Raw genomic sequence first — 19,388 nt, 5'->3', positions numbered from 1 at the left:
TTACCACTAGTCTCCTTCTCCCCGTCCCGACGGGGAGAAGGTGCCCGGCAGGGCGGATGAGGGGCAAACCCAGGGAGACATCAAGACATGGCGACGATCGCATCATCCGAGCCGGAAACGGCCGAAGAGAACACAAAGCCCAGAAGCTTTCGTCTGTCGCCGGCGCTGATCTCCTATCTCCAGGCGACGCCGTTGGCGCTGATCCTCGGCGCCTTCCTGCTGCTGCCGATCCTGATGATTACAGCCGTCAGCTTTTGGGACTACGACTTCGCCCAGATGTATCCGGACTTCCTGTCGATGAACTATGCCGAGACGCTCGGTTCGTGGGTGACCTGGAAGACCTACCTGAACACGTTGAAATTCGCCTTGCTGGTCTGGGCGATCACGCTGTTCGTCGGCTTCTGGGTCGCCTATTTTCTGGCCTTTCACATCCGCACCACCGCAATGCAGATGGTGCTTTTCCTCGTCTGCACGGTGCCGTTCCTGACGTCGAACATCATCCGCATGATCTCGTGGATCCCGGTTCTCGGGCGCAACGGCCTCGTCAACACGACGCTGATCAATGCCGGCATCGTCCCAGAGCCGGTCGAATGGCTGCTCTATTCGGATTTTGCCGTCGTGCTCGCCATGGTGCATCTCTATACGCTGTTCATGGTGACGCCGATCTTCAACACGCTGATGCGTATCGACAAATCGCTGGTCGAGGCGGCGCGCGACGCCGGTGCCACCAGCACCCAGATCCTCACCAACGTCATCATTCCGCTTGCCAAGCCCGGCATGGCGATCGGCACCATCTTCGTCGTGACGCTGGTCATGGCCGACTTTTCGACCGTGCAGGTGATGTCGGGCGGCCAGAGCGCTTCGGTGGCGCTGATGATGAAAAACCAGATGTCGCTGCTCCAATACCCGGCAGCCGCCGCCAACGCGGTCGTGCTGCTTGTCCTCGTTCTCCTGATGGTCGCAGGCATTCTTCGCATCGTCGACATCCGCAAAGAACTTTAGGAAAAGGGGAACTCTGAGATGCACAGCGACAAGCGCGGCCGCGAATTCTACATCCTCGCCATCTTCTTCGCCATTTTCGTGCTGTTCCTCTACGGCCCGCTTTCGGCGATCCTGATCCTCTCCTTCCAGGGACCGAACGGCGGCCTCACCTTCCCGCTGAACGGCGTTTCGCTGCGCTGGTTCGCCAACCTGTTCGAGACGCAGGCGGTCGGCGATTTCGGCGGATCGTTCCGCCGTTCCGCGATGCTCGGCATTATGGTGATGATCGTCACCGTCGTCGTCTCGCTGCTGGCGGGCCTCGCCTTCCGCCGCCGCTTCATCGGCTCTACCGCGCTGTTCTATCTCGCAGTCGCCAGCCTCGTCGTGCCGTCGATCATCATCTCGCTCGGCATCGGGGTCGTCTTCCAGCAGCTCGGTTTCCAGCCGTCCTGGTATACCTCGGCTTTCGGCGCCCACCTCACCTGGACGCTGCCTTTCGGCGTCTTGATCATGTTCGCCGTCTTCAACCGCTTTTCGCCGGCCTACGAGGAAGCCGCGCGCGATCTCGGCGCTTCGCCCTGGCAGACCTTCCGCCATGTCGTGCTGCCGATGATCGCGCCGAGCCTCATCGGCGTCGGCCTGTTTGGCTTCACGCTGTCCTATGACGAATTCGCCCGCACGCTGATGACGGCAGGTTCGTTCAACACGTTGCCGCTCGAGATCTACGGCATGACGACCAATGTCACGACGCCGGTGCTCTACGCGCTCGGCACGGTGACGACGGTATTCTCCTTCCTCGTCATCGCCGGCACGCTCGGCCTGATCGTCCACCTCAATCGCCGCCGCCTGCGGTCGTGAACAGAATGCGCATCCTTGTCGTAAACCCGAATACCACCGCCAGCATGACGGCGACGATCGCCGATTCCGCAACCCGCGTCGCCAATGTCGGCACTGAAATCCTTGCCGTCACCTCTTCGATGGGCCCGGTCTCGATCGAGGGCTATTATGACGAGGTCTTCGCAGTACCCGGTCTGCTGATCGAGATTACCAAGGGCGAAAAGGCCGGTGCCGATGCGGCGATCATCGCCTGCTTCGACGATACCGGCCTCGACGCCGCACGGGCGCTGGCCAATATTCCTGTGGTCGGCATCTGCGAAGCGGCTCTGGCCACGACCGCCTTCATCGCTCAGCGTTTCACCATCGTCACCACCATGGAACGCTCGCGCCTGCCGCTCGAACATCTTGTTCATCGCTACGGCATGTCCGGGCGATGCAAGGTACGGGCCGCCGATATTCCCGTCCTCTCGCTGGAAGATCCGAATTCCAACGCCCGCGACCGGCTGCGCAGCGAGATCGCGACGGCGCTGCGCGACGACAAGGCGGAGGCGATCGTGCTCGGCTGTGCCGGCATGGCCGATCTGACAGCCGAACTGCGCCGCGAATTCGGCGTGCCTGTGGTCGACGGCGTCGCGGCAGCGGTGAAACAGGCCGAGGCGCTGGTGACATTGGGCTTGTCGACGGCCAAGCGAGGCGCTTATGCTTCGCCGGTCCGCAAGCCCTATATAGGTCTGCTCGAAGATTTCGAGCCCGGGAAACTCATCGCCAAATGAAAACCCATCCCACCATTCGCGCGCTCACCTCCTTCGAGGTCGAACAGCTCGTCGACTGGGCGCGGATCGAGGGCTGGAATCCGGGCCTCGCCGATGCGCCGGCTCTGCATGCCGCCGATCCTCAAGGTTTCATCGGCTGTTTCGTGGACGGCCAGATGGCAGCCGGCATATCCGCAGTCCGCTACGGTTCCGATTTCGGCTTCATCGGCCTCTATATCGCCCACCCGAATTTTCGCGGCAGGGGTCTGGGCAGAAAGGTCTGGGATGCCGGCATGGCGCATCTCGACGGTCGGACGATCGGCCTCGACGGCGTGCCGGAACAGCAGGCAAACTATCGCAGCATGGGCTTCGAGCCGGCCTACGAGACGTTTCGCTGGAGCGGCAGCCTTGCTGGATGCCGCAATGCCGATGTGGCCGCGATTACCGATGATCTCGTGCCTGCCATTCTTGGCTATGACCAAGCTTTCTTCCCTGCACAGCGCGATGCTTTCCTGACCGCCTGGCTGAAGCCGCCGCGTGCCGCCAAGGTCCTCGTCCGCGACAGCGATATCCGCGGCTATGCAGTCTGCCGCAAATGCCATGACGGTTATAAGATCGGCCCATTGTTTGCGCAGACCGCTGACGACGCGCAAACGCTGCTGAACGCCTGCGCCGCGGAGATCGGCGACGAAATGCTGCACGTCGACGTACCCGCCTCGCAGACGGAATTTTCCACCTATCTGGAGGCGCATCGTTTCGTGAAAGGCTTCACGACCGCGCGGATGTATCGCGGTACGGCGCCGGCGGTGCGTATGCCGGGCGTGTTCGGAATTACCACTCTCGAACTCGGCTGAGGCGGCGTCCCAACGCCCGGACGCCGCTCGCGTTCACGAAAACCAGCGACTACCAGAGCTGGGTGTGCCGGTTGACATCCTTGTAGAGCAGATAACGGAAACGTCCCGGACCACCCGCATAACAGGCCTGCGGGCAGAAGGCGCGCAGCCACATGTAGTCGCCGGCCTCCACTTCGACCCAATCCTGATTGAGCCGATAGACCGCCTTGCCTTCGAGCACGTAGAGGCCGTGCTCCATGACATGGGTCTCCATGAAGGGGATGGTCGCGCCCGGCTCCAACGTGACGATGTTGAGATGCATGTCGTAACGGACGTCGGACGTATCGAGGAAACGGGTGGTTCCCCAGCGGTCGCCCGTGTCCGGCATCCAGGAAATCGGATGTTCGTCTTCATGGGTGAAGACCGCCGGCGGAGCATCCAGCCCCTCGACCGCCTGGAAGGCCTTGCGGACCCAATGGAACTTGACGGGCGCCGTGGCCCGATTGCGCAGCTTCCATGGCGATCCGGCCGGGATATATGCAAAGGAACCGGCCCTCAGCGCATGATCGCTTCCGGCGAACTCGATCGACATCTCGCCCTCGACGACGAAGATCGCCGCCTCGGCGCGGGTATCGGGTTCCGGCCGGTCGCTTCCGCCTCCAGGTTGAACCTCCATGATGTATTGCGAGAACGTCTCCGAAAACCCCGTCATCGGGCGGGAGATGATCCATGCCCGGGTTCCCTGCCAATGGGGAAGCAGGCTGGCCACGATGTCTGACATGACGCTTCGGGGGATGACGGCGTAGGATGTCGTGAAAACAGCCTTGCTGGAAAGCAGTTCGGTCTGCGGCGGCAGGCCACCGAGTTTCGAATAATAATCTCTGTTGGTCATGGGTCTGTTTTGCGGTCCAATTTCGCGGCGTCTGATACGCATATGCTTTAAGCGCCGCGCATCTCTAAGCAACTAAAAACTCGACCTCGGATGCCACGGCTCCGATATTTCCGCTCATGTCGCGAGCGTCCACGCCATGCCAGCGAGTGCGCAGGCGAGCAGCGTGGTAATCACCGAGACTCTGAACCGAAAGATCGCAACTGCGGCCGCGGTCGAAAGGATAGCGGCCGGAAGGACGATCGAACCGAGGACCGGTATGTCGAGCCAAAACGCTCCCAGACGGACCACGTGGACTTCTTCAAACAGCGTATGCAACGCAAACCAGATGGCGAGGTTGAGGATCACCCCGACCACCGCCGCGGTGATCGCCGACATCGCTCCGGCAAGCGCGATGTTGCCACGCAGCTTTTCGATGAACGGCGCGCCGAGGAATATCCAGAGGAAGCATGGAACGAAGGTGACCCATGTGGTCAGGATCGCGCCGAGGGTCGCCGCGATCATCGGGTTGAGCGCTCCGGGATCGCGAAAGGCGCCCATGAAGCCGACAAACTGCACCACCATGATCAGCGGTCCGGGTGTCGTCTCTGCCATGCCAAGGCCATCGAGCATCTCCCCAGGTTTCAGCCATCCATAATGCTGGACGGCCTCCTGCGCCACATAAGCGAGAACCGCATAGGCCCCGCCAAAGGTGACGACTGCCATCTGGCTGAAGAAAAACCCGATTTGGGTGAAGACGTCATTCGAACCCAGGACCCACCACAATAAGCCGATGGGTATGATCCAGAGTGCGAGAAGGATCGCCGAGATGCGAAGCGACCATGAGAGGTTGGAGCGTGCGTGAGCCGGCGTCCCCTCTCCGAGGAGCGAGTCGGCGTCTGAAAGTGTAGGGCCACCGGCCGTCTTGTGGCCGCCCCCGACCTTGAAAGACGCAAGACCGAACCTGCTGCCGCAATAACCGACGATGCCCGCAGTCAGAACGATCAATGGAAACGGGACATGCAGGAAGAAGATCGAGACGAAGGCGGCAGCAGCGATCGTCACCATGGCATTGTTCTTGAGAGCCCGGCTGCCGATCCGGAAGACGGCTTGGACAACGACCGCGAGAACGGCCGCCTTCAGACCAAAGAACAGTCCGGCGACAACGCCTACGCTTCCGAAGGCCGCGTAGATGTAGCTCAGGCCAAGGATGGCCAGAAATCCGGGGAGCACAAACAGGATGCCTGCAACCAGTCCGCCCGCGGTCCGATGCATCAGCCAGCCGATATAGATCGCGAGCTGCTGGGCTTCCGGTCCGGGCAGAAGCATGCAGTAGTTGAGGGCATGAAGGAAGCGGTTTTCGCCGATCCACCGCTTCTCGTCGACAATGATCCGATGCATGACGGCGATTTGTCCAGCCGGTCCACCGAAACTGAGAGCGGCGATACGGACCCAAACCTTGAAGGCCTCGCCGAAGGAGACTCCATGGATATATTCGCTTTTCTCGCGATCCGCGGACGCATCTCTGATGACCTCGGCCATTTTAAGCTCCCTTCTTCACCGAAGGCCAGTTATGGGTCTCCTCGGTAGCATCGCGGCACCAGCGATAGAAGGCGTCGTAGAGAAGCATGCCAGCCTCAAGCTGCTCAAGGTCATCGTTATACATCCGCGACAGACCGAGCGACGCCGCCAGCAACCCTGGCGCCTCTGGGGCAAGATCGGGTCGCGCGGTGTCGGCCGCCCTGACGATGGTTGCAAGACGCAGCAACGCATCACAGGTCAGCCCGAATTCCTCGACCATGACGTCGAACGTGCAGAGCTCGCCCCGGTGGCTCCAGAATACATCCTCGATATCGAAGGGTGTCGCACCGAACCGGCTGCCAACCATCGAAACTTCGGAAGCCGGCACATAAAGAAACACTGCGTCCGGATCGATGAAACGCCGGATCAACCAGGGACAGGCGATACGGTCGATCTTCGGCCGGACGCGCGTAACCCAGACGGTTCGACCTTGGCCGTCGCGGGGAGGCAACTTGTCCTCCGGAACCGCCATCCCTCCGGCGGCCCAGGCCTCGAAGCCGCCTTCCAGGCTTTCGGCCGCCACCCCTTCGTGCCTGAGATAGGCGGCGACGCCGTGGCTAAGCTTGCCACCCCTCTGGCAGACGACAACGACAGATTCAGCGTCGACGGCTCCGCTCCATTCTGTGACATTCTCGTGCTTGCGGCGGACGGATCCCGGTACCAGCCGCGGATCGAGCGCGAAGTCTTCGTCCGTGCGGACGTCGATGATGAGCGGTGCGCCGGGCGTACCGACAAGGCGGTTGAGTTTTTCAGGAGAAATTTCGAGAAATGACGGCATAGCGCGTCCTCCCTGGTTTTGGGTTGAATGGACGCGATTCTTCGGCTGACGCCTCGTGGGGTGATCGCAACCCCATTGTGAAATGGTGACCGCGTGCGCGACGACTGTCAAGCGACTACCACGTCTGGCCGCGATATTGACCCGGTCATTCTTGCTTACGTCCGCTCTCGAATTTCTCTCGCCAGCCTCGGCGAGGCGGCGTCACGAGCGATTCCCAGCCGCAACGGTGTACGGGCGAATGCTTCCAAAAATGCCGCCAGACCCGCAACCGTCGCTTCGAGGATCAAGGCGCCGTTTTCCATGGTAGCCTTTGCCGGATCGCCGAAATAACCGCAGTCGTCCGCCTGGAAGATCGGCGGCCAGCCTGCCCCGAACGCGGTGATCGGATCGCCCGTGTGGCCCGGCGCGATCCAGGGCTGCACCAGGCGCGCCGGAAGCCCTTCGATCGCCGATCGGACCCGTTCGCTCGCTTCCGGAGAGGTCAATGCCATCGTCAACGCCGCCTCCTGTTCGCAGGCATGGCCGGTGCGCGGCAGTGCGCCCTTCAGAAGCGGCAACCAGTCCCTCTCGCCCGGTGCGAAATAATCGACCATGCCAACCGCATATCCATCGGTCACCATCTGGGCGCAGAGCGAGCGCAACGGCGCCGAGTTGCCCCCATGACCGTTGACGAAGACGACGCGCGGAAATCCGGAATCCAGGATTGATCGCGCGGTATCGGAAAGAACTGCCAGATAGGTTTCCAGCCGTAGGCTGATCGTGCCCGGATGGCTGAGGTGATGCGGCGAGAAGCCAACGGAAACAGCGGGCGCCACGACAATTTCCACCCTGGTTACGCGGCTTGCCGCGAGTTCGGCAACCGCGGCCGAAAGCAGCGTATCGGTCTCCACGGGAAGGAAGTCGCCGTGCTGCTCGATCGCACCCGTCGGCACGACGACCAAAGCACCGGCATCCCGCTTCGCCGCCAGCTCTGCACGCGTCAATTCGGCCCATATGAATGAAGACGGCGCAAAATGCCTGGGTGCAATGCCTGTCATGTCCGGAACCCTCGCGGCTGGAGTAGCGGGCGGCAGCTTATCCCCGCCCGCACGGAAATTACATGTCGCCCGCTTCTTTCGAAGGGTTGGCGCAGACGGCGATCACGAGGCCGGCCTCGCCGATGATGTGGCGGTAGCGGTAATTGACGGGCAGGTACATCGCATCGCCAGGCTTGAAGATGTGCTCCTCGCCGGTCTCCTCAACGATCTGCTTGGACCAGCCATGCAGGCAATAGAGGATCACCTCATGCACGCCATCACCCTCGACCATGGTGTCGAAGTGCGGCATGTAAGTGGTGATGTGGAAGGAAATCGACGAGCCGTGCAGCTTCTTTGTGACCAGCCGGTGGCTGAACTCCTGGCCCGGATGCACCCAGGTCAGCGCGACCTGTTCCTGGCGCGACCACTTGATCTTGCCGCCAACCGCTTCTTCGCTCATGTCATGACTCCTTGGTTCGCAGAAAATTGAATTTCCAGACGTGTGGCGGCTCTATCGGAACCGCGCTTCGAAAGCGTCCCGGGCCTCCCAGACCGGCAGGATGAGATGCGGTCCTAGTCCGGATATGCGGCTGAAGGGAATCGGTCGCGGCGCGGTCAGCGGCAAGGTCAGGTCCGCATCCGCCATCCGGCCGGCAAGCCAGGGACCAATTTCTCGTCCGAAAGCCGTCGTCAGCGCTACGCCGCGGCCGTTGCAGCCGATCACCGCATCGATGCCCGGCTTGATGCGCATCATCCGCGGCAGGAAATCCGGTGTACCGGCAATCATCCCGGTCCATGAATATTCCACTCTGACTTCCGGGAGATCCGGAACCATGCGGCGAAGACGATTTGCAAAAAGCCTGCGGGCCAATGCCATTCGTCCGGGCAGCGGTGGCACCATGCCCCCGGTCACCAGTCGGCCGTCTGGAGACCAGCGCAATGCGAACGTATGACGGCGCGTATCGGCAACCGGGGCCATGTCAGGCAACAGTGTCTCGCGAAGAGGCAGCGGCAGCGGCTGGGTAGCGATCTGGAACACACGAGCGGGAATGATCGACGCACGCAACTCCGGCAACAGGTTGCCGATCAGCGCGTTGGTGGCCATGAGCACGCGGCGGGCGCGAACCTCGCCAGCGGCAGTCCGCACGCGCCAACTCTGCCCATGGGGTTCGATGCTCTTTGCGGGACTGTCGCCGAACAGTCGTACTCCCGCTGATATGGCAGCGCGCGCGAGCCCGTACGCATAGGCCAGCGGCGTGATCTGGCCACCGGACGCCACGCGGATTCCGCCATGCAGCGACGGCAGCCCGGTCCGCTTCAGCATGGCTTCGCGATCGAGCCATTCGGCGTCGACGCCGGCGTCCAGCAGCCGCGGCATACGGCCATGAAGCACCTCCTCTGCCGCGCGCGAATGTGCGGGCTGCAACCAGCCGTTCTGGACTGCATCGCAATCGATATCGTAGCGACTAATCAGATCGAACACCGCCCGGCCAGAGCCCGCCACCAGTTTCAGCAGGCGCCCGGCATGATCGGCGCCGAGCGCCGCCACGACCTCGTCAGGTCCCAGCGATGTCTTGAGGCTCGGAACCACGAAGCCGGTATTGCGCCCGGATGCGCCGAAGCCAGGCTGATGACTTTCGAGCAGAACCACGTCGAGCCCCGCCTCGGCGGCGTGCAGGGCGGATGAAAGGCCGAGGAACCCGGCACCCACTATCACCACATCGGCGGTGATCGCGTCCGTCAGCTTTGCGCATTTGGGCGCGGCTGGCGTGATCGCCTCCCACAATGACCCGATTTCCATCATCATTCCTGTTCATGCGGGACCTTGGCCCAGCGCTAGAGGTTAATCAGATCGTATCCCCGCCCTGTCGCAAGCGCCTGGAACAGTCCCTGGCGGGTCTGCTCGTTGTGACGGATCATGATTTCCCGTGCAGCCGCCTGGTCACGACGGGCCAGGGTTTCGACGATCTGGTGGTGCGAGACGCTGGTCTCGTTGTTCACGTCCCGCAGCTGGGCGCCGAGATAGAAGAAACGTTCAAGCGCATCGATCTGATGGGTCAGTAGCTGGACGAGCCTTCCATTGCCGGTCGCTTCCGCAATCGCCAGATGGAATTCACGGTTGGACCTTATGAACGTAGCGAGGCTGAGCTGCTCGCCTTGATTATAGGTGGCATCTGCAAGGGAGTTCAGACGATCTATCTGCTCCCCCGTCAGCCGGGTGCAGGCGAGTTCGGCGGCGCCTGCTTCCAGAATGGTTCGCACGTCGAACAGTTCGTCCATGTCGGCAAACGTGATCGGCGTGACCTGGTAGCCGCGGCGCGGAAAAGATCTGACCAGTCCCTCCTGCCGCAAGGCGGCCAACGCTTCGCGGGCCGGCGTCTTGGATATATTGAAGCGCTCCGCGATTTCAGCTTCGTTCAGTTCCTGACCTGGACGGATTGCGCATGTCAGAATCTGGGTTCGCAGCGCATCGTGAACCTGTTCCATCAGCGATGCCGGCTTTGCCGGCTGCACCACCCGACGCTTCTTCCTGATTGCTGATATCTCAGCCATGGGCTCTCCTATCTGTAAGTCGGCCTTTCAGCCCGCAATCCGACGATCGCTCCGGCAGATATGCATGTACAAAACACAATCGAAAGGCGGCGTTTTTACCCGATGGCCAATTCCACATGGCTTATCCCTGATTATCCTTCGCGAGACAGAAAAGCGCGGAAGTAATCCGGCGCATCATCGCCAAAAGCCTGATCGCGCGGCAAATCCATCAACAGGCGGCCGCGCTCCATATAGGCGATGCGGTCGGCGATTCGTCGGGCAAATCCAATCTCGTGTGTCACGATCACCATCGTCAAACTTTGTCCGGCCAAATCCGCCATCACGCCCAGGACGCCTCCCACGGATTCCGGGTCCAGAGCGGATGTCGGTTCATCGAAGAGCACGGCATCGGGCTTCATCGACAACGCCCGCGCAATGGCGACGCGCTGGCGCTGTCCACCGGACAATTCCACGGGATAGGAGTGCAGCTTGTCCTTGAGCCCGACCTTGTCGAGCAGTCTGTCCGCGGCAGCAAGCGCCTCCGTCTTCGGAATGCCGAGCAGCCTGCGAGGGCCTAAAGCCACGTTCTGCCGAGCCGTCATCGTGGGAAACAGCGCGAAACTCTGGAACACCATGCCGAGGCGACGGCGACGCTTGTCCAGCATGTGCTCCGGGCGAGCGATACGACGGACCGCATCGGCCCAAGGCAGACTTTCGCCCGCAAGCAGGACATCGCCGCTATCCGCAGGCTCGATCCAGTTCAGCGCGCGCAGCAACGTACTTTTGCCCGACCCCGACGGACCGAGGACCACCACGACTTCGCCCCTGCCGACGGAAAGCGAGACATCGTCCAGTCCCTTGATCGGCCCGAAGCTGCGGGTGAGGTTGCGCGCCTCGAGCACCGGGTCGCGACGAGAAGGCGCATCCGGTCCCAGGCCGCCTCGCACCACGCTGCGCTCGACGATCGGCGGCGGTGCGGATACGTGACTGGAGGTCTTCAGCGCGACGGCCTTTTCGATCCGGTGCTGTATGAGCGTCCAGATCGTCAGGATGACGAGATACCAGAGCGCGACGGCCAGATAGACTTCCAGCGCGCGGGTGGTCGATTGGGCGAGTTGCTGGGAGACGCGCAGGAGCTCGGCGAAAGAGATGGCAGCGAGCAGCGACGTGGCCTTGATCATGTAACTGAAATTGTTGCCGAGCGGCGGTATGATTGCCCTTATTGCCTGCGGGAACACCACCTTGAGGAAAATCTGCCACTGATGGAGCCCCAGCGCCAGGCCTGCCTCGCGCTGATCGCGCGAGACGGACATCAGGCCGCCGCGCACGATATCGGCCATGCGAGCCCCTTCGTTCAGGCCCAGTGACAGCAGGCCGGTGGCGATCAGGCTCAAGGGAACGCCCATCTGCGGCAGCGCGGAATAAAAGAACAGGATCTGCGCGAGCAGCGGTGTGCCCTTGAACAGCCAAAGGAAGCCGAGTGCCGGCCAGCGCAGCAGCCTGGGCGCCGCCAGCATGCCTGCCAGGACGAAGCCAAGACCCGTGCCAATCGTCTGAGCGACGACGGCAACCCAGATCGTCACCCAGGCCGCCTTCAGCAACAGAGGCGACTGAAGGATATCCAGGAATATGCCGGTGTCGAAACCCACGAAATCAGACCCTTCTCACAACCGGTAGGTAACCGGGCCTGGTCTGGCGCGACGGATCCACCGCGTAGCGCGAAACGCCGCGCACGGTGCCGCCCGTAGGCAGATCCAGCGGAGACACCAAACCCGGCTCGGCATCGGCCAGCGGCACGATCGTGTTGGCCATGATGTTGGCCGCGCCGAACAGCGACTGCATGGCAGGCTTGATCGACATTTTGACAGGCATAGCGCCATCGATCTCGATCCGGTCTTCCTCGACGAGGTTGAACTTTTCCGGCTGGTAGTACATGGCAAGCGAGGTGCTGAGCACCTCCCTGCCCTGATGTAGCGCCCGGGCACGCTGGGTGATGCCGATGACGCGGCCGGGCGGCAGGATGCCGAGTGTCGGATCGCCGCTATCGACTTCGAAATCGGCCGTCTCGAGATCCCATGCCTCGGTGATCTCGTCGATCTCCAGATTGAGGGCATCTGCGATGCGGATCAGCGATTCCGGCGCACCCATGTGACCCTCGACGCGGCCATTGGCGATGCGGCGGTTGAACTCCTCGGGCGTCAGACCGTATCCGACATGCTCGATATCCCCCGGCCCCGTGCCGGTGACGTCAATGCAGCGATGGATGGTCAGACGCTTTACGGCGCTGGTGCCGCGTGCCAGAACCAGCGGAAGCACATCGTAGGAAAACCCGGGATTGATGCCGGTGCCGGTGATCGACACGCCGCTGGCCCTCGCCGCACTGTCCAGCGCTTCAGCAAACTCGCCATAGCGAAGGCCGGGATAGAACATGGATTCGGCAGCCGACACCACATTGAGGCCCGCATTCAGGGCATCGAGCAGTTGCTCCTTAATAAGGTGAGGCTTGGACTCCGTCATGTGCACCAGCACGTCCGGTTTCCCTGAAATTCCGGCGAGTGCCGAAGCGAGATCGCCGACAATCTTTACGCTGCCGAAACGCTGGTAGCCCGTGACGTCGGCCAGCGTGCGGCCGATCTTCGCGGCATCGGTATCGATGGCGGCAACTATCTCGACGGTCGGGTAGTCGGCTTCGAGTACGCGCAGCAGTCGCCCGCCCATGGCGCCGACGCCGAACAGAACAGCGGTCTTCATTCAGTTTCTCCGGAATACGAGTATCTCAACCTTTCGCCACCGGGGTCGCGACGTTGGTCATGTTTCGTTTGACGCTGCCTGCTGCGGCGTAGCGTTCGAGTTGGCTCTGCACGATGATCCAGGCGGAATACATCAGCAGGTACCAGAAGGCCGCGACCGCATAGAGTTCGATGACAGCGTAGGTTTCGTTGATGGCGGTTCGCGTGACGCGCAGAAGTTCGCTGAAGGAAATGACCGAAAGAAGCGATGTGGTGCGCATCATCGAGGAAAATTCGTTGCCGAACGGCGGCAGGATCAACCGCACCGATTGCGGCAGGATCACGTGCAGCATGGCGCCGAGCCAGCTCATGCCCATTGCCCGGGCGGCCTGCATCTGGTCGGGCGGCACGCTCTGCAATGCGCCGCGTATGATCTCGGACATGTAGGCGCCGGAGTAGCAGCCGAGGCCGATCAGCCCCGCCTCCAGCACCCCGAGCCGAATGCCGAGCTGGGGTAGGCCGAAATAGAGAAGGAAAAGCTGGACCAGCGGCGGCGTGCCGCGCCAAAGCCAGACCCAGGTCCCGGAGAGTATCCGCAAGGCCCTGTGCCGCGACAGGGCGCACAACGCCAGGATCAACCCGATCACGGTTCCGATCGCTTGCGCTGCGATCGCGACCAGCAGTGTGACACCAGCCACGGTGGCAAACCGTGGCTGAGCCAGATAATGCAGGAATGTCTCGACCGAGAACTGCATCGGCAACCTATATCAGATCACTGCGGGTTGAGGACGAAGGCATCGACCGGAGCCACGCCCCACTTCTCGACGATCTTGTTATAGGTGCCGTCCGCGCGCATCGCTTCGAGCGCCTTGACGATCATGTTCGCCAGATCGGTATTGTCCTTCAGCGTCGTGATCGCAAGGCGGTTGGCCGCGTTGCCGGTGAACGCCATTTCGAACGGCGCCTTGCTGGTGGAGATGTAATAGGCTGCCTGCGGGTCGTTCAGGTAGGCCGCATCGACCTGCTTTGTCACAGCCGCCTGAATGGCTTCCGAGTTGGAATCGAAGGCGCGGATGTCGATCGCCTTCTTTCCGGCGGCGACCATGCGGTCGCTCTGCGCCTGCAGGTTCTTGTTGGTCGTGCCGCCGGCTGCGACGGAGACGACTTTGCCGGCCAGGCCATCGAAGCAGGCATTGTAGCTGGCCGGCATGCCGATCTTGCCTTCGCACGAAATACCGCCCGGATTGCCCTTCGGCACCATCATGCCTTCACCCCACTGGACGTAGGCAATCATGTTCATGATCTTCAGGCGGTCCGGGTTGATGAAGATCGCGGTGCAGAGGCTGTCAAAGCGCTTTGCCTGGAGGCCGGGGACCAGGCCGGGAAACGCAAGGTTGGTCCATTCGACTTCCTGCCCGAGGCGTTTTCCGATCTCACCGCACATGTCCACATTGAGGCCGTCCTTCTGGCCATCGGTACGGATGAACTGGTTCGGAGCCGCGGCGAAATCTGCGGCAAACGAGATCTTTCCCTTGGTGAGGGTCGGTTCCGCCAGCGCGGAGGTCGCCGTCATGGCAAGGAAAGCAAGGCACAGTGTTTTTTTCATCATGTCATTCCCCTTTTTTGTTGGTTCGATTTTACTTGCTGATTTATTTCCACGTATTGCGCGCCGCGCCCAAGCCGCGGCTTGCACCAGGAACCGGCGCCTTGCGTCCGGTAAATCCGTAGTCCATCAGCCCAGCTCCGCGAGGCGCTTTTCCTGCCGGCGAAGCAGCCGCTCCACTTCGGCCTGCGCCAGCGCATCCAATTTAGCACCGGGCTGGCGTTGCGCGGCCGAGGCAATGGCGCCACGCTTGGCCAGCACGTATTTGCGAACCGCAAGCCCGACGCCCGGCTGCTGCTCGTAACGGACGAGCGGCAGGTAGGCATCGAAGAGGTCCTGGGCACGATCCATCTCGCCGCGGCCCGCCAGATCAGTAACCTGCACCAACATTTCCGGGAAACCGAAGCCGGTCATGGCGCCATCGGCGCCGCGCGCGACCTCTTCGGGGAGGAAAACGCCACCATTGCCGCAAAGCACGGAAATACGCCGACGACCCTTCTTTTCCGCATCGCGAAGCTTGTAGATTTTCGACAGGCCCGGCCAGTCCTCGTGCTTGAGCATGACGATCTGCGGAAGGTCGTCGATCAGATGGCCAAGCAGTTCGTCGCTGATCTGCACTGTCGTCGCCAGCGGGAAGTCCTGAAGCACGACCGGCACGTCGCTGCCCAGGAAGCCACAGGCCTGGCGGTAGTAATTCAGGATCTGCGCGTCCGTGCGAAGGCTCATCGGCGGCGCGATCATCACGCCAGCAGCACCCTGTGCCATCGCCTCGTGGCTGACTTCGGCGAGAGCTGCAAGACCGGGCGACGAGACGCCGACCACGACCGGTTTGCCCTGCGCCCGTGCGATGACGCGCTGGATGACTTGTCGGGACTCGGTGCCCGTCAGCTTGGGCGCCTCGCCCATCATACCAAGAACGGTCAGACCATCGGCACCTGCCTCCAGGTAGAAGTCTGTCACGCGGTCGAGGCTATCCAGATCGAGCGATCCGTCATCCTGGAACGGCGTGACCGAGATCACGAAGACACCGCGCACCTTTTCGTCAAGACGTGCCATCGTCAGTCCTTTTCGGTCGCATACCAGCCGGCGGTGGCGCGCGGTACGAATTGTCCGCTGCCGGGGCTGTTGAGAATGTCCTTGCCGTCCCAGACGAGCTGTCCGCGCAGCCAGCTTGCCGCCACGCGGACCGTGAAGGTCTCGCCGTGGAAGGGGCTCCAGTTCAGGCCGTCATGAGAGGCCGCCTCGTCCCAGACGAACGAACCCTGTTCGAGCGCGACCAGGTCGGCATCGCGGCCGACGACGATCGCGCCCTTGCGGTCGTCGATGCCGAAGAAGCGGGCGGGACGCTCAGCCAGATATTCAGCACTAAGGCGCGCAGCGTCGAAGCCACGCGCTTCGGCGGCCGTGAAGAACGCCGGGAAGAGCGTCTCGAGGCCGGGAACGCCTGCACCTGCATCAAAGATCGAGTCGGTCAGCTTGTTGTCGATCGGCCAGCTCGAATGATCGGAGGAAACGAATGCCACGAGGTCGTCGGAAATCGACTGCCACAAGCCATCGATCGCAGCCGAACGGATGGGCGGGTTCACCTTCATCCTCGCTCCGAGCCGATCGCCGTCGCGCGCGGCATCCAGCCAGAGATAATGGACGCAAAGCTCGCCTGTTGCCGCCGCACCAAGTCCGGCGACCGCTCCGGTCAGGCGAAAGCCCGCTTCCGTCGTCAGATGGACCGGATGGACATGCGCCCCGCTTGCAAGGCCGAGAGCCAGGAACTGGCCGGTCGCCGCCAGCTCGGCCGCCTCCGGCCGTGCTTGCGCATGCGCGACGATCCCGTTGCGGCCAGCCGCCTTCGCCTGTGCGATGCGGGCCATGACGATCTCCTGATCCTCATTGTGCAGCCCGAGCGGAATGTGCGTCGAAGCCAGCGACTCCATCAGGTCGAGCGTGAGGTCCTCGGCGATCCGCGGGAAGCGCACGGGATTGCTCTCGAACGACGAGATTTTGAAGGCGACCACGCCGCCTTCGATCAGCGCCGCCAGGTTGGCCGTGCCCGTCTCACGGGTCGCCGTTCCATAAAGCGCCATGTCGGCATGAGAATGCGCTGCGATCGCTGCGACCTTGGCATCCAGACGCTCCGGCCGATCAAGCGGCTCCGGATTGTCATAAGGCATGTCGACCAGCGTGGTGACCCCTCCTGCGATCGCCGACCGCGTCGTGTCGGCGATGCCGGGGAGGCCCTTGTAGCTTGTTGCATGGGTTTGGCCATCCACCGCACCGGGGAGGATGAGCGCATTCCCACGGTCGTCGATGCGCGCGGCTGAGGGCGCTTCGCCCGTACCGACAGCGGCTATGCGACCGCCGGAGATTGCTACCCAGCCGTTTTCAAGGGTGCCATCCGGCACCACAACGCGACCCTTGACGACAAGCTCCATCGGATCAACCCTTGGCAAAATATTGGAGATCGAGCGCGTTGATCGCGGCCGCAACGGCCGCCTGAACGGGATCGACGACCGGCACGCCCAACTCCTGCTGCAGCACGGGACGATGACCGCCCATGCCGGCACAGCCGAGGATCACGACACCGGCGCCGTCCGTTTCCGCCATGACCTTGGCGGTGCGCGCGACCGATGTGCCGGCCAGGTTCAGGTCGTTCGCTTCCGCCACGGACATGTTGACAGCCCTGTCCGCTGCGAGACGCGCAGTCAGGCCCAGCCGTTCGATATGGGCCGCATGGCGAGCAACCGAAGAAGCCCCGAGCGAGACGACACCGAAGCGCGGCGCAAGCTGCAGCGCGGCATAATATGCAGCCTCCGCGATGCCAACCACCGGTCGGTTCGTCGCCGATCGCGACGCAGCAACACCGGGATCGGAAAAGCAGGCTACGACGAAGGCATCCGCATCGCTTGCAGCGATCGCGTCGACGACCATAGGCGCGACAAGCGCCACATCCTCATCGGTCTCGATGCCGATCGGCGCATCGGGTAGGCGATCGCATACGATCGTGTGCTTCGTCACCGCCTGCAACGGCGCGATGCTCGCCGCGATTGCCTCGGTCACCTTCGCCGAACTATTCGGATTGAGGACAAGAATTTTCATCAGAACCCTATCTCGATAATCACGACGAGCCTCCGGTATCTTCTGTAATATGTCAACTGATATTTTTATAGGGAGTTTTTTGAAAGATGCACGCTTTTTCATGTGCTTAGGTGGCTGCAGATTGAGCAAGTGCCTTAAAATCATGCTTATGTGAATTAACCAGGCGTAGGATTTTTCGAGTTTCCCGTGCCTGCGGTTCTCGGCCACGCTATGCGCCGCCGGTGTCGCACCCTGCAGATAGTGTGCCGGATCCATTCGAATCCTGGGATGCCAGAATAGATTCATACCCAATATCGATATCGGAAGGGGCGGCGGGAAGAGGTCGAGGGTGACCTTGCCCCGTTGAAATAATCCATTTTGAAGTAAACTCTGGCCCATTGAGAGGACCAGGGAATGAAGCGCAATCGTTTCACAGACGAACAGATCATCGGCATTCTGAAGGAGCACGAGACTGGCACGTCGGTCTCGGAGCTTTGCCGCAAGCACGGCGTCAACGATGCCAGCATCTATAAATGGAAGGCCAAATTCGGCGGCATGGACGTATCCGAAGCCAAGCGTCTGAAGGCGCTGGAAGACGAGAACACGAAGCTGAAACGGCTCCTGGCAGATGCGATGCTCGACAATGCCGCCTTGAAAGACCTTTTGGGAAAGAAGTGGTGACGCCCGCAGCAAGGCGGAAAGCTGTCGCTCATCTGATGGATCACCACCAGATGAGCGAACGGCGGGCGTGTAAAGCCATCGGCTTTTGCCGGATGACGATCCGTTACGAAGCCAGGCGCAGCGATGACCACGATCTTCGCGAGCGGATGAAGGCGTTGGCGCATGAACGCCGCCGCTTCGGCTATCGACGCATTCATGTTCTGCTCAGGCGCGAGGGTCACGTTGTGAACCACAAGTGGCTCTTCCGGCTCTATCGGGAAGAGAAGCTGACGGTGCGCAAGCGCGGCGGTCGCAAGCGAGCGATAGGCACACGAGCACCGATGCTGATCCCGCTTACCACCAATGATCGCTGGTCACTGGACTTCGTGTCGGATCAACTCACCGATGGTCGCAGGTTCCGGGTGCTGACGGTCGTTGGATTGCACCAGGGAATGCCTGGGCCTCGTCTCCGATACGTCCCTTTCCGGGCTGCGGGTTGCCCGTGAGCTGGATCGGATCATCGAAGAACGCGGCAAGCCGAAGATGATCGTCAGCGACAATGGCAGCGAGTTCACCAGCAACGCGATCCTGCAATGGACGGATCGGACCACATCGCACCGGGCAAACCGATTCAGAATGCCTTCATCGAAAGCTTCAATGGGCGGCTGCGAGATGAGTTCCTGAATGAAACTCTCTTCTCGTCACTGACCCATGCTCGATCAGCGCTTTCAAACTGGCGCAGCGATTACAACGATCATCGACCACACTCTGGACTCGGCTGGATGACACCTGCCGAGTTCGCTCAGACAATTAACCCGCGACGTGATGCGGTGCTGCGCAGCCGGAATGGCTCTGCACCGCAACCCGCCGCTACCGCCCCGAATACAGCAACCAAAAACCGCTGGAGCGAACTCAAAACTGGATAAAACTTGGGGGCAAGGTCACTCGTGGAGGACGAGGGCTGGTTGGGAACGGTACAATATCCCTCGACAACAAAAAACTCCCGGAGCGCTTGCTTCGGGAGTTTGGGGATTTTGGTTGCGGGGGCAGGATTTGAACCTGCGGCCTTCAGGTTATGAGCCTGACGAGCTACCGGGCTGCTCCACCCCGCGTAAGGCGTAAATCCCTTTGGGATTTATCGCGATG

Annotated in this window: 18 protein-coding genes, 1 tRNA gene and 1 pseudogene; 5 read left to right on the top strand and 15 right to left on the bottom strand. The window is 61.7% G+C overall.

The features are described from left to right. The first annotated feature begins 87 nt into the window (after nt 1-87). From MOV63_RS03775 to MOV63_RS03760, 4 genes are read left to right on the top strand one after another with little or no spacing between them, the layout of a single operon-like run. On the top strand, nt 88-1,002 hold the full coding sequence (locus MOV63_RS03775; protein WP_247031782.1) for an ABC transporter permease: 915 nt from the start codon (nt 88-90) through the stop codon (nt 1,000-1,002). Between the two features lie 18 nt (nt 1,003-1,020). Further along, nucleotides 1,021-1,839 (top strand): ABC transporter permease, encoded by an 819-nt coding sequence (locus MOV63_RS03770; protein ID WP_247031780.1) that lies wholly within the window; start codon nt 1,021-1,023, stop codon nt 1,837-1,839. A 5-nt stretch (nt 1,840-1,844) separates the two neighbouring features. Beyond that, on the top strand, nt 1,845-2,591 hold the full coding sequence (locus MOV63_RS03765; RefSeq protein ID WP_247031778.1) for an aspartate/glutamate racemase family protein: 747 nt from the start codon (nt 1,845-1,847) through the stop codon (nt 2,589-2,591). Beyond that, nucleotides 2,588-3,424 (top strand): GNAT family N-acetyltransferase, encoded by an 837-nt coding sequence (locus tag MOV63_RS03760; protein ID WP_247031776.1) that lies wholly within the window; start codon nt 2,588-2,590, stop codon nt 3,422-3,424. Before MOV63_RS03765 ends, MOV63_RS03760 begins: the two co-directional genes overlap by 4 nt. 49 nt (nt 3,425-3,473) lie before the next feature. Here the strand turns inward: MOV63_RS03760 and MOV63_RS03755 are convergent, their stop codons facing one another. From MOV63_RS03755 to MOV63_RS03690, 14 genes are all read right to left on the bottom strand, one after another. Next, nucleotides 3,474-4,295 carry a bifunctional allantoicase/(S)-ureidoglycine aminohydrolase gene (locus tag MOV63_RS03755; protein WP_038547528.1) on the bottom strand — a complete coding sequence of 274 codons (822 nt, stop codon included), beginning with the start codon at nt 4,293-4,295 and terminating at the stop codon, nt 3,474-3,476. 114 nt (nt 4,296-4,409) lie between these two features. Then, nucleotides 4,410-5,813, bottom strand: coding sequence for a chromate efflux transporter (gene chrA / locus MOV63_RS03750; protein ID WP_247031774.1), 1,404 nt, complete (start codon nt 5,811-5,813; stop codon nt 4,410-4,412). A gap of 1 nt (nt 5,814) precedes the next feature. Continuing rightward, the gene (locus MOV63_RS03745; RefSeq protein ID WP_247031772.1) at nt 5,815-6,630 is read right to left on the bottom strand and encodes a chromate resistance protein ChrB domain-containing protein; all 816 of its coding nucleotides are present in this window, start codon (nt 6,628-6,630) and stop codon (nt 5,815-5,817) included. Between the two features lie 155 nt (nt 6,631-6,785). Then, nucleotides 6,786-7,667 (bottom strand): creatininase family protein, encoded by an 882-nt coding sequence (locus MOV63_RS03740; RefSeq protein WP_247031770.1) that lies wholly within the window; start codon nt 7,665-7,667, stop codon nt 6,786-6,788. Between the two features lie 58 nt (nt 7,668-7,725). Next, nucleotides 7,726-8,106, bottom strand: a complete 381-nt coding sequence (locus MOV63_RS03735) for a hypothetical protein (RefSeq protein ID WP_038547517.1) — start codon at nt 8,104-8,106, stop codon at nt 7,726-7,728. A 51-nt stretch (nt 8,107-8,157) separates the two neighbouring features. After that, nucleotides 8,158-9,453 (bottom strand): FAD-binding oxidoreductase, encoded by a 1,296-nt coding sequence (locus MOV63_RS03730; protein WP_247031768.1) that lies wholly within the window; start codon nt 9,451-9,453, stop codon nt 8,158-8,160. Nucleotides 9,454-9,482: 29 nt separating this feature from the next. After that, complete coding sequence (locus MOV63_RS03725) at nt 9,483-10,199, bottom strand: GntR family transcriptional regulator (protein ID WP_247031766.1); 717 nt, start codon at nt 10,197-10,199, stop codon at nt 9,483-9,485. A 131-nt stretch (nt 10,200-10,330) separates the two neighbouring features. Then, nucleotides 10,331-11,827, bottom strand: a complete 1,497-nt coding sequence (locus MOV63_RS03720) for an amino acid ABC transporter permease/ATP-binding protein (protein ID WP_247031764.1) — start codon at nt 11,825-11,827, stop codon at nt 10,331-10,333. Between the two features lie 4 nt (nt 11,828-11,831). Next, nucleotides 11,832-12,929, bottom strand: a complete 1,098-nt coding sequence (locus tag MOV63_RS03715) for a hypothetical protein (RefSeq protein WP_247031762.1) — start codon at nt 12,927-12,929, stop codon at nt 11,832-11,834. A 25-nt stretch (nt 12,930-12,954) separates the two neighbouring features. Beyond that, the gene (locus MOV63_RS03710) at nt 12,955-13,662 is read right to left on the bottom strand and encodes an amino acid ABC transporter permease (protein WP_247031943.1); all 708 of its coding nucleotides are present in this window, start codon (nt 13,660-13,662) and stop codon (nt 12,955-12,957) included. A gap of 17 nt (nt 13,663-13,679) precedes the next feature. Continuing rightward, complete coding sequence (locus MOV63_RS03705; protein ID WP_038547508.1) at nt 13,680-14,516, bottom strand: ABC transporter substrate-binding protein; 837 nt, start codon at nt 14,514-14,516, stop codon at nt 13,680-13,682. Nucleotides 14,517-14,639: 123 nt separating this feature from the next. Further along, nucleotides 14,640-15,566, bottom strand: coding sequence for a dihydrodipicolinate synthase family protein (locus MOV63_RS03700; RefSeq protein WP_247031760.1), 927 nt, complete (start codon nt 15,564-15,566; stop codon nt 14,640-14,642). A gap of 2 nt (nt 15,567-15,568) precedes the next feature. Further along, the gene (locus tag MOV63_RS03695) at nt 15,569-16,939 is read right to left on the bottom strand and encodes a dihydroorotase family protein (protein WP_247031758.1); all 1,371 of its coding nucleotides are present in this window, start codon (nt 16,937-16,939) and stop codon (nt 15,569-15,571) included. A gap of 4 nt (nt 16,940-16,943) precedes the next feature. Further along, on the bottom strand, nt 16,944-17,603 hold the full coding sequence (locus MOV63_RS03690) for an aspartate/glutamate racemase family protein (RefSeq protein ID WP_247031756.1): 660 nt from the start codon (nt 17,601-17,603) through the stop codon (nt 16,944-16,946). A gap of 393 nt (nt 17,604-17,996) precedes the next feature. Between MOV63_RS03690 and MOV63_RS03685 the strand changes: the two are divergent. Beyond that, nucleotides 17,997-19,168, top strand: a pseudogene (locus MOV63_RS03685) (IS3 family transposase). A gap of 109 nt (nt 19,169-19,277) precedes the next feature. Here the strand turns inward: MOV63_RS03685 and MOV63_RS03680 are convergent. Continuing rightward, nucleotides 19,278-19,354 (bottom strand) — tRNA-Met (locus MOV63_RS03680). Nucleotides 19,355-19,388: the final 34 nt, after the last annotated feature.

This window comes from Neorhizobium sp. SHOUNA12A (assembly GCF_023006505.1).
Lineage (GTDB): Bacteria > Pseudomonadota > Alphaproteobacteria > Rhizobiales > Rhizobiaceae > Neorhizobium.
This window is presented reverse-complemented; position numbering and strand designations above follow the sequence as displayed.